Annotated in this window: 12 protein-coding genes and 1 pseudogene; 1 reads left to right on the top strand and 12 read right to left on the bottom strand. The window is 38.0% G+C overall.

What is annotated here, in order from left to right; all coding sequences use genetic code 11:
* Window positions 1-270 precede the first annotated feature (270 nt).
* From JCM15579_RS21695 to JCM15579_RS19605, 9 genes and pseudogenes are all read right to left on the bottom strand, one after another.
* Window positions 271-966, bottom strand: coding sequence for an alpha/beta hydrolase family protein (locus JCM15579_RS21695; protein WP_245626000.1), 696 nt, complete (start codon window positions 964-966; stop codon window positions 271-273).
* 213 nt (window positions 967-1,179) lie between these two features.
* A pseudogene (locus JCM15579_RS21690) lies at window positions 1,180-2,315 on the bottom strand (beta-propeller domain-containing protein); the annotation flags it as partial.
* A gap of 5 nt (window positions 2,316-2,320) precedes the next feature.
* Window positions 2,321-2,446, bottom strand: coding sequence for a hypothetical protein (locus JCM15579_RS22095; protein ID WP_262493551.1), 126 nt, complete (start codon window positions 2,444-2,446; stop codon window positions 2,321-2,323).
* Window positions 2,447-2,908: 462 nt separating this feature from the next.
* Entirely contained in the window at window positions 2,909-3,214 is a 306-nt protein-coding gene (locus JCM15579_RS19620) for a transposase (RefSeq protein WP_157471573.1), read from the bottom strand.
* A 74-nt stretch (window positions 3,215-3,288) separates the two neighbouring features.
* Window positions 3,289-3,450 (bottom strand): hypothetical protein, encoded by a 162-nt coding sequence (locus tag JCM15579_RS20355; protein WP_157471572.1) that lies wholly within the window; start codon window positions 3,448-3,450, stop codon window positions 3,289-3,291.
* 116 nt (window positions 3,451-3,566) lie between these two features.
* Window positions 3,567-4,076 carry a flavodoxin gene (locus JCM15579_RS19615; RefSeq protein ID WP_054722965.1) on the bottom strand — a complete coding sequence of 170 codons (510 nt, stop codon included), beginning with the start codon at window positions 4,074-4,076 and terminating at the stop codon, window positions 3,567-3,569.
* 99 nt (window positions 4,077-4,175) lie between these two features.
* The gene (locus JCM15579_RS19610; protein WP_245625998.1) at window positions 4,176-5,819 is read right to left on the bottom strand and encodes an alpha-ketoacid dehydrogenase subunit alpha/beta; all 1,644 of its coding nucleotides are present in this window, start codon (window positions 5,817-5,819) and stop codon (window positions 4,176-4,178) included.
* Between the two features lie 50 nt (window positions 5,820-5,869).
* Complete coding sequence (locus JCM15579_RS21685; protein ID WP_245625996.1) at window positions 5,870-6,190, bottom strand: thiamine pyrophosphate-dependent enzyme; 321 nt, start codon at window positions 6,188-6,190, stop codon at window positions 5,870-5,872.
* A 2-nt stretch (window positions 6,191-6,192) separates the two neighbouring features.
* Window positions 6,193-7,488 (bottom strand): dihydrolipoamide acetyltransferase family protein, encoded by a 1,296-nt coding sequence (locus JCM15579_RS19605; protein WP_054722963.1) that lies wholly within the window; start codon window positions 7,486-7,488, stop codon window positions 6,193-6,195.
* A gap of 280 nt (window positions 7,489-7,768) precedes the next feature.
* Between JCM15579_RS19605 and JCM15579_RS19600 the strand changes: the two genes are divergently transcribed.
* Window positions 7,769-8,152 (top strand): SRPBCC domain-containing protein, encoded by a 384-nt coding sequence (locus JCM15579_RS19600; protein ID WP_054722961.1) that lies wholly within the window; start codon window positions 7,769-7,771, stop codon window positions 8,150-8,152.
* 90 nt (window positions 8,153-8,242) lie between these two features.
* Here JCM15579_RS19600 and JCM15579_RS19595 read toward each other — a convergent pair whose 3' ends face one another.
* From JCM15579_RS19595 to JCM15579_RS20465, 3 genes are all read right to left on the bottom strand, one after another.
* Window positions 8,243-8,449, bottom strand: coding sequence for an RNA-binding S4 domain-containing protein (locus JCM15579_RS19595; RefSeq protein WP_054722958.1), 207 nt, complete (start codon window positions 8,447-8,449; stop codon window positions 8,243-8,245).
* A gap of 149 nt (window positions 8,450-8,598) precedes the next feature.
* Window positions 8,599-9,831, bottom strand: coding sequence for a spore maturation protein (locus tag JCM15579_RS19590; protein ID WP_054722956.1), 1,233 nt, complete (start codon window positions 9,829-9,831; stop codon window positions 8,599-8,601).
* 32 nt (window positions 9,832-9,863) lie between these two features.
* A partial coding sequence (locus JCM15579_RS20465) for a tetratricopeptide repeat protein (protein ID WP_172677480.1) occupies window positions 9,864-11,301 on the bottom strand: 1,438 nt, incomplete at its 5' end.

Raw genomic sequence — 11,301 nt, 5'->3', positions numbered from 1 at the left:
AAATGGCTGCAACATATTTATATAACCTTTAATTTTTAGATTCCTTCTCCTTGAGAGCCTGTCCCGAGAATCGGGAAGAAGGTCCCGACAGGGGGATGAGGTAATCATTCTTGAAGTAGGTAAAAAAAAAAGAGGCGCATCAAGCGCCTCCTTATCCCCCTTTATCTGTACAAGCTACCAAAACATTGGTAACTGTTTACCGATAATTGTTCATTGATTACTGCTAACTGATCATTCTTAATTGATCATTGCTAATTGTTCATTGTTTTCCTATAGGTTTTCTTTTAGGAAGTCCACCATCTTGGTAAACAAATGCAATCTGGTTTGTCCCCCGTAAATGCCATGATTGCGATTGGTATACAAGAACATCTCGAACTTCTTATTGTGCTGCACCAAAACCTCCGACAATTCCAATGTATTCTGTACATGAACATTATCATCCGATGTTCCGTGAATCAACAGGAACTTTCCTTTCAACTGATCTGCAAAATGGATGGGTGCATAATTGTCGTATCCTTCCGGATTTTCCTGTGGTGTTCTCAGGTAACGTTCCGAGTAGATGCTATCGTAATAACGATAGGTAGTTACCGGTGCCACCGCGATTCCTGCTGCAAACACATCTGCTCCGCGGAACATACAAAGTGAAGACATCTGTCCACCAAAACTCCATCCATATACCCCAATTCTATCGGCAGCAATGAACGGCTGTTTTGCCATGTACTTTCCGGTTTCAATCAGGTCGATGGCTTCCAGATTCTGAATCTGCATGTAGGTACATTTCTTGAATGCTTCTCCGCGTCCACCGGTTCCACGGTTGTCCACTACCACAACCACAAAACCTTCTTGTGCCAAATACTCCAACCAGTCAAACTTGTATCTGTCCAAAACTTGCTGTGAACCTGGTCCGCCATAAAAGTGCAAGAGTGCAGGATATTCCTTATTTTCATCAAAGCCAACTGGTTTCATCATCCAGGCATTCAATTTCACACCTTCCGATGTTTCGAAAGAGAAGAATTCACGCTTTGGAAGCTTGTACTCCTGCAATTTCTTTCTCAATTCCTTGTTGTCTTCCAGGGTACGAATTAACTTGCCTTTGGCATTGTGCAATGTTACTACGGTTGGCACGCCATTGGCCGAGTAATAGTTGATAAAGTATTTGAATCCCTTGCTGAAGTTCGCAGAGTTTGTTCCCACCTGCTCACTCAATTTATGGGTTTTCTTTCCTTTAATATCTATCGAGTAGATTTCTCTTTGCAATGGAGAAACGGCTGCAGCCTGGTAGTAGAACAATTTCTTGTACTCATCATATCCAAGGTACTTGCTCACTTCCCAATCGCCTTTGGTTACCTGGCGAACCAACTCGCCCTTCATATTGTACAAATAGATGTGGTTGAATCCCGATTTTTCGCTGGTTACGATAAAGTGCTTGTTGTCTTTCAAGAAGGTCAAATCATCGTTCACATCTACCCAAGCCTTGTTCTTTTCTTCATACAACAAATGGGTTTGTCCATTGTCAGCATTTGCCAGCAACAACTCGTAATGATTCTGATGTCGATTCATTCTCACCAAACTTAAAACCTTCGGATCTTGTGTCCATTTGATTCTTGGAATGTACTGATCGGTTTCTTCTCCCACATCCACCGTAGTGGTTTTCTTGCTTTCCAAATCGTAAACATGCACGCTTACTACCGAATTCTTCTCTCCCGCTTTTGGGTATTTGAAAGTATAGTTTTCAGGATATAGTGCGTTTGCTTTCTTTTCAGGATTCATACCTTTAAACACAGTCATATTGAACTGTTTCACTTCACTTTCATCAAAACGCATGTAGCAATTCTTTTGCCATCAGGCGACCATTGGTAAGCCTGCCAAAACGAGAACTCCTCTTCGTATACCCAGTCTGGCGCACCATTGATAATGTGATTGTATTTTCCATCGAAAGTAAACTGTGTCTCTTTTCCTGATTTCAAATCTTTCACAAATAGGTTGTTTGCTCGGTAGAAACACACCTGGTTTCCTGATGGAGAGAAATCTGCCAATTGCTGTCTTCCTTTCGATAGTTTTGCCAGTGTTTTTTTGTCTCTGTCGTAAACGAAAAACTCTGCTGAGAATGAATGACGATAAATGTCTTCACGATTGCTTGTAATCAAGATCTTTCTTTCGTCTGCCGAGAATTGATAGCCATCAATTCTATTGATATCCTCTTGATTCAAGGCTTTCAAATCGAAAATAAGCTCTTCCTTTTCGCCAGTAGCATAGGCATATTGCTCAATTTTTTGTCCCTGCTTTAATACCGTATAGCTTTGGCCGCTTTTCATCGATCTTAATCCATAAACGATCGGGCATAGAAGGTTCCTTTGTTGGTGATATCTTCCAACTGGAAGCTTTTTTGTGCCTGCACACCAAATACGCACAAAAAGGCTAGTAATAGTAATGTTAGTTTGTTCATCTGTTTTATTCTTTTTCAATTGCCAGATGGAACTTTCCATTCCTAAATAATTATTCTAGTGTATGAGTTAATAATTATTTAGAAATGCACGTTTCATCATTGAGTTTGGTTCATTAAAATACAACCCACTGCTGCATCTAAATGAGCGTGAAGTTAATTCGTGTATTCTTATTGGGAATTAGCCAAACAAGGCTAATCTATCTCTGTGTAGAGATGGAGAGGTGTTGCTGTATCAACAAATCCAGCATTCGTAAAGACCTTTGTATGATCTGTTTTGCAATATGATTGTAATGTCGTGCATAAGTATCGGTAAATCTATGAATTTTTCGGCATTTTAGATTCTATTGATTTTTGTACTGTCGTGGATTTATAATGATTCTAATTAATTGTAATTGTACAGACGCACGGCCGTGCGTCTCTACGAAATTGGGTGGCGTGATATAGACGCATTGCCATGCGTCTCTACCTAATGTACAATTTATCCTTCTGCCAATTGCTTGGATTATAGATGATGTAATTTTGAATTCGATGATATTCCTCAAAATCCCGTATAATGTGATCGTGAAAACGGGTTTGCCATACCGGCATTGTTGATTGTCGGTATTGATTGATTTTGGTAGTTGCTGCCGATTTAAAACCTGCAACAAATGATGATATGGATTTTGGTGGTCGATATGCCACCCCATTATTATTTGGTAGAGACGCACGGCCGTGCGTCTCTACTGGATTATTTTTGATTTGCAAAATGGCATGAATATGATTCGGCATGATTACATATTCTTCACAATACAATTCATCGCGTATTGAAAATGATTTTAACCACTCTTCTTCTACGATCTTTCCTATTGTGATAAAATCATTTGTTCCGATTCAATTTCACCAAACAATGTTTCCTGATTCCGGGTACAGATCGTAATAAAATACAAACCTTCGCTGGAATAATCCCACCATGTTGCCCTTGCCGATGGAATTCTATATTTGTTTTGAAATTTGTTCGTTTTCATTAGCTGATATGAATCATATGTCTTTTAAATTTAATGGTTTGATACGGTATAAAAAAATAGAGACGTACTGCCGTACGTCTCTACTGATAATTTCATTAATTAATATCTGCTATCGTTTAGTTGAACTCTCCTTTCAATTGCTCAACCCAATTTTTGATTCTATCATTGCTCAATGCTGCCTGATTTTCGATATCCAGCGCAAGACCTAAGAATTTTCCATCACGCAAAGCTGCCGACCTTTCAAAAGTGAAGCCTTCAGTAGATGTTAATCCAATCACTTTTGCTCCTCTTTCTTCCAAGGCTTTGGCCAAAATTCCAATGGCATCCACAAAATTCTCTGGATACCCAACCTGATCACCTAATCCAAACAAAGCAACTGTTTTGCCTTTTAGTTTCAGGTCTTCAATGGCTGGCATAAACTCATCCCAATAGTTTGGCAATTCGCCATCGAACCAGGTAGGAACGCCTAGCACCATATTGTCGTAGCTAAGAAATGTTTCCTCGTCTATTTCTTCAACATTTACTTTGTCGATATCTACAGCATCACCAAATGCATTCTTAATCTTCTCTGCATTCTTCGCTGTCTTTATTGTATTGAAACTATAGAATAATCCTATCTTTTTCATTTGTTTCACTATTTAGTCAAGAATTAGTAATCCAACAGATCTTTAGCTGCTGCGTAAATCTTATCGTTGTTTGGAAGAATTGCTCTTTCCAGAATTCTATTAAATCCTACAGGAGTAAATGTTGATCCCACACGTTTTACTGGTGCATCTAACTTTTCGAATGTCCTCTTCAGTAATCATGGCCGAGATTTCAGCTCCAAATCCTGAGAATACTTTGTCTTCGTGAACAACAAGTACTTTATTGGTTTTTGCTACCGATTTCAATACCGTCTCTTTATCCAAAGGAATTAAGGAACGAAGATCGATTACTTCTACTTGCTTGCCTGATTCTTCCGCTAACTTGTCAGCAACCTCAACACACATGTGAGTAGTATTTCCATAGGTTACGATAGTCAAATCAGAACCTGCTCTTCTTACGCGTGCCTTACCAAAAGGAACTTCAAAATCTTCCGGTACCGGAGTGGCTGCTTTAGGATCATTGTACAAAGCCTTTGGTTCCATAAATACAGTCATACCTTTCGAACGCATACTGGTTCTTAACAAACCTGCAGCATCATCGGCATATGATGGGTAAACAATTCTAACCCCTGGGAATGTTGTTAATGCACCTTCAATATTTTGTGAGTGATACAATCCTCCACCAATATATCCACCTGATGCCAAACGAACGGTAATGTTTGGAGCGTACTGACCTTTCGATCTCCAGAAATCGTGAGTAGTCTCAACGAACTGTTCCATTGCTGGCCAGAAATAATCTGCGAACTCAGCACCTTCAACCACAATTCTGATCTTATCGTTGAAACGACTCATACCATTGGCTGTTCCCATGATATAGTCTTCGGCAATCGGAGCATTAAATACTCTTTCCTTACCAAACTCCTGTTGCATTCCTTTCGACACGTTGAAAATACCACCCTTGTCTTTGTTGGCAATATCCTGTCCCCAAATGTAAGTATCAGGATTGTGTCGGAATTCTGCTTTTAGGGTTTCGTTCAAACCTTCAATTAGCTTTTTCTCATTCCCTGTGAAACTGTGTGTTCCTTCCGGATATTTTTCTGACACATATGCTTCAGGCAATACAAAATCATAGATGGATGCCGGATCTGGATCCGGAGCAGTTAAACCTGCCTTATGCGCTTTTTTAACTTCCAGCTTTACTTCTGCATCAATGGCCTGAAGTTCTTCTTCGGTAAATCGCTTGTAGCGCACCAACATTCTACGGTACTTCGCCAGAGGATCATACTCTTGTACGTAATTCAACTCGGCATTATCACGATATAGCTCATGACGATCGGAATTGGAATGTGATCCCATTCTCACGCAGTTGGCCTGCACAATAACAGGAGTTGAATTTGCCATGGCATATTCTTTTGCTTCCAAAACTGCATTCATCGAATCGAATACATCCTTACCATTACAGTGAATTATTTTCAGGTATTTCATTCCTCGGAAGTTGTCTGCTACCTTACGATTTGCAGTTTGATCTTTCTTAGGAACGGAAATTCCATATCCATTATCCTGGAAAACAAATACAACAGGCAATTGCTCATTGGTTGCTCCATTAATGGCTTCGTAAACATATCCTTCCGATACCGATGATTCTCCCTGTGAGCTAAACACCACACCTTCGTGCTTGTACTTCTTCATAGCACGACCAACACCTACTGCATGCAGCGTATGGTTACCTGTACATGATGATACATTGTGAATGTTCCACTCTGGTTTTGCAAAGTGATTCGACATATGTCGTCCACCACCTGCAACATCTGTATCTTTCGAAATTCCGTTAAAGATTACCTCTCTGCCGTTAATCCAGCTGAAATTGAGGTAAGCATATCTCTGTAATAAGGGAATAAATGATCTGTTTCCTTGTCGAACACCTGACCAATGGCCAACTGAATTCCATCATGTCCTGCATATGGTGCATGGTATGACCATCCAATTGCCTGCTTCAGATAGTTAGGTGCTTTTTCGTCTAATGCTCTACCAAGAGTCATTAAATGATACCAACGACCCAACAATTCTTTGGAAGTGTTCTTAATACTAAATTTTTTCGTCTCGGTCATCTCGTTATTATTTTCTTTCTCAACTGAGGTTAATTCTAATGTTTCCATAATTAAATAGATCTGTTGATATCAATTTCTTCCAGGTAGTCTGCAATTTTTCTTAAGAATGCTCCTCCCAAAGCTCCATCTACAACTCTGTGGTCGTACGATAAAGACAAGAACATCTTTTGGCGCGGTACGATTACATCTCCTGCCGGAGTTTCCATTACCGCTGGCTTCTTTTCAATGGTACCAACAGCAAGTATTGCAACCTGTGGTTGGTTAATAATTGGTGTACCCATTACATTCTTAAATGATCCAAAGTTTGATATGGTGAAGGTTCCACCTTGAATGTCATCTGGACCTAGTTTATTATTTCTTGCATCATCGGCCAATTGGTTCATATCATTTGCCAAACCAATCAGGTTCTTGTGATCAGCATTTTTAATTACTGGCACAATTAGGTTGTTACTTGGCAACGCAACTGCAACACCAATGTTTATATCTTTCTTTAGGATTACATTGTAACCATCCACCGATGCATTAATTCCTGGGAACTCTCTTAATGCCTTGGCAACTGCTTCAATAATAATTGGCATGAAAGTAAGTTTAGTCTTCTCTTTCTTAAAGAATTCATCTTTAACTTTATTTCTCCAATTCACCATATCGGTTACATCCGCTTCAACCATAGCTGTTACGTGAGGGGAAGTGTGCTTCGACATTACCATATGATCAGCAATAATTCTTCTCATACGATCCATTTCCACAATCTGATCCTGCGCTCCAACTGACATGGAAACTTTTGGTTTTTCAATTTCCTGAGCTGCCGGTTTTGGTTCTTGCACTGCTTTCTCAACAGGAGTAACAACTGATCCATTTCTCTGAGATAAGTAGTTTAATACATCTTGCTTTTGTACTCTACCATCCTTACCCTTTCCTTGAATTGAATCTAATTCTTGAATGGAAATATTCTCATTTTTCGCAATACTCTTCACCAATGGAGAATAAAAGCGACCACTTTCCGATTTAAAATCATCTACCTCTTCGGCAACAACAGTTTCTTCAACAAGCACCTCTTCTTTGGCACTTTGTTCTGCTACAGGACTATCCGCAACATCATCAGCATCACCCATTGCAATTACTGCAACAACTTCTCCAACAGGAACCAAATCATCCTCCTTGAAACGAATTTCAACTATTTTTCCTTCAACGGGCGAAGGAATTTCCGAATCAACTTTGTCCGTTGCAATTTCAAAAAGCACATCATCTTCTTCTACTTGATCGTTCAGTTTCACGAACATTTTTGTGATAGTAGCCTCTTGCACACTCTCACCCATTTTGGGCATTAGAATTTCAAAGCTAGACATATAACTTATCGTTTAATATTTATACTCATATTTAAATGTATCGATACAAATATAAACTTTTATTCTTATTTAGACTCGTTTAAGATTGAATATTTTGCAATCTCTACATTGCAATTTTTTATCAGCATATCGATTTTATAAAATCGCAAAGTTCTTTAAATATGAGAAGTCTGTATTTACTATCGATTACCGGACTTTTAAGCCCTCTATAATTAATTACAATTAACTAAAGGAATTGTTAGCATTTTGAGTTAATTTTGCATTCACAAATCAGAAACTCATGAAAGATTTTACCTATCAATTTAATATTAGCGCTAGCCAGGAAGAAGTTTATAATGCTTTAACCAATTCTTTTCAGATTGAATTGTGGACTGGATATCCTGCCACAATGGATGATAAAGTTGGAACTGTTTTTTCTCTTTGGGAAGGAGATATTTCAGGATGCAATTTGGAGATGGTCAAAGATTATAAGATTGTCCAGGAATGGTTTTTTGGGGAAACTGAAAATCCATCAATTGTTAGCATGATCTTGAAAAAAGCAGGAAAAGATACTCGTATTGAATTAACACATACAAATATTCCTGATGATGCCTATGATGAAATTGTAGAAGGTTGGAAAGAATATTACCTGGATTCAGTGAAGAACTTTCTTGAATTCTATTAATGAATATTAGCTCTTGGCAATAAGCCTTTAGCTAAAAAAAGCGCAAGAACCCAATTGGTTTTTGCGCTTTTTTTAAATCGGTCTTTTGTATTATTCTACGATAATCACCTCATCGAATATTTCAATTTTATCACCTGGACGAATCTTTGCACGTTTTCTGGTTTCTACTTCACCATTTCGCAATACAATTCCATCTTCTACAAATATTTTTGCCTGTGCTCCACTTTCACTCACACGAGTTGCTTTTAAAAGCTTAATAAGTTCGATGTATTCCGTATCTATTTTAAATGTAATCATGATTTTAATTTTTATACCTCTTAAATGTTTATATACACATAGGGATAATGCTGATAGATTGTTAACACTCAATTATGAGGATAGCGATATAAGTGAGTATTCTAACAACTAATCGATATTAGAGCAACAAAAGTAAGTCAAATCATTTTTTAATGAAAGAACAAATAGGCAATTAATATGGCTGCAATAATTCCTGCCAAATCAGCAATTAAACCACAAGTAACCGCATATCTGGTATTCTTGATTCCAACTGCACCAAAATAAACTGCAATAATATAAAATGTAGTATCCGTTGCTCCTTGTAATGTTGATGCTAATCTTCCCACAAAGCTATCAGCACCATGCGTGGTCATTGCGTCCACCATCATTCCTCTTGCTCCGCTTCCGCTCAATGGTTTCATCATGGCTGTTGGCAAGGCTTCAACAAAATCGGGATCTACAGAAAGTAACACGCATAGCCTTCTCATTCCTTCCACAAAAAGATCCATTGTACCTGATGCTCTGAAGACTCCAATTGCAACCAATATGGCAATCAAATATGGTATGATCTTCACAGCAATATTGAATCCTTCTTTGGCTCCATCAATAAAACTTTCATATACATTCACCTTATTTTTAGCTGCCAATAGAATAAATGCAATAATAATCCCAAATAGGAACACATTACTCACAACCGTTGAAACTGTTGTGATTTGTTCTTTTTCCAGACTTGAAAAATATGTAATGATTCCTACAATAATGGCAGTCAATCCACCCAAATAAGCCAATATGGTTCGATCCCACAACTTGATTTTTTGCACAACTGATACACTGATTAAACCTGCGATGGTAGAAAAATAGGTAGCCAATAATATTGGTATAAATATATCCGATGGATTCGCAGCTCCCAATTGAGCACGGTATACCATGATGGAAATCGGAATAATCGTCAAGCCCGAAGTATTTAAAACCAAGAACATGATTTGAGCATTCGAAGCTTTATCCTTATCGGGATTGGCTTCCTGCATTTCCTTCATTGCCTTTAAACCAAGGGGAGTGGCCGCATTATCCAAACCCAGCATATTGGCCGCCAGATTCATCATGATTGATCCATGTGCCGGATGACTTTTTGGCAATTCCGGGAATAACTTGTTAAAGAATGGTCCTATTAACCTGGAAAATACCCTTACAATTCCACCATTCTCTCCTATTTTCATTATTCCTAACCAAAGGGTTAATACTCCAGTTAATCCTAAGGAAATATCGAAGCCTGTTTTGGCCATGCTAAAGGTCGAGTCAATCATTGCTGGGAATACATCCATGTCTCCCCAAAAAATAAGCTTGATTAAACCTACCACAAAGGCGATCAGAAAAAAGAAAATAAAGAGATAGTTTAATGCCATACTGTGTTCTTAAATAGAATGAAAATACAAAATTACTTTTTGCTTCGTTTAGATTGAATCATTTTAAGCCTTTCTTTTGGATAATCTTCGCCTGATTTTAATTGAAGTGCTTTCTTGTAATAAAATCTGGCTACCGTTAGGTTTCCTTTATCAAAGGCAGAGTCTGCTTTTGCAATGATTTCATCATACTCTTTATCCAACTTCAGGTCTTTCTTCGATTTCAACAACTCATCAATCTTTTTCAGTTGATTTTTAGGATATTTCTCCTTTTTATTCAAAGCGATTGCTTTATTGTAATAAAATTTGGCAACCGCATAATGATTCGCAGATAACTCCTCGTCACCTTTTGCAATCAGTTGTTTGTATTCTTCCGATAAAGCAGAGTTCCTCTCATCTCGAATTAATTTGTCAATTTCTTTCAGTTGTTTCTTCGGATATTCTCTATCAAACATCCCCAATGCTCTTTCATACATCACTTTAGAAACCGTAAATTGAGAGTTTTGAAAAGCATTGTCTGCTTTTTGAATCAATTCTGCATATTCTCTTTCTTTGATGATAGAAAGTTTCTTCTCGAAGTTGGTTGGGTTGTTTGCAATAGCTTCTTGTTCTGCATTTTTTAAGGCCTGCAATCTCTCATTGATTTCCTCCAGCTTCTCTTTTGGATATGTTTCTTTAGGCTTAATCTCTAATGCTGCTTTGTAATGATGTCTGGCGACACTGAACTGCTCATTTTTGAAAAAATCCTCTGCCTTTTCCAGCTCTTCACTATACTTTAAATTCAACTCTTGTTCTTTTTTTTCCGCTATTGCTCTGCGCTCCAAAATCACTTCAATTCTCTTGATTTGAGTTTTTGGATACGACTCTTTTGGCATTAATTCCAAAGCCTCTTGATACTTCAATACTGCAAAATCATATTCCTCATTAGCATATTGCTTATCCGCTATTTCAATTAATTTGTCATACTGACTTTTCAGTTCTGATTTTGCATTCGCTTTTCTTTCCAACTCAGCTAAAATCGCTTCAATTTCATCAATTTTACTTTGTGTATATTGCTCTTCTGGTTTTAACTTTAGTGCTCCATGATAATCTCTTGCCGCAGAATTCCATTTCTCTGATTCAAAATATTCATCCGCCGATTGAATTAATTTCAAATATTTTGTCTCATTTAATTGTTGCTGTGCCAAAAGCTTTGCTTCTTCCTCTGCTTGTATTTTTTGCATAGCAAATATTTCCGAAATCTTCTTTAATTGTTCCCTTGGATAAAGCTCTGCTGGTTTCATATTTAGCGCATCTTTATAGCTTTCACGCGCCAAATCATATTCCTTATTTTTAAACTGAGCGTCTGCCATAGCAATAGAAGAAGCATATTTCTCATCCAAGGCTTTCTGTTCTGCTGCCAAGCGTGCTGCTTCTTCCGCCCTTTTCTGCTGATCTGATAACAGCTCATCAATCTTTGCAATCTGTGACTTT

The organism is Marinifilum fragile JCM 15579 (genome assembly GCF_001310955.1).
Classification (GTDB): Bacteria; Bacteroidota; Bacteroidia; order Bacteroidales; family Marinifilaceae; genus Marinifilum; species Marinifilum fragile.
Note: the sequence above shows the minus strand (reverse complement) of the source record. Positions and strands in the feature narration are given on the sequence as shown.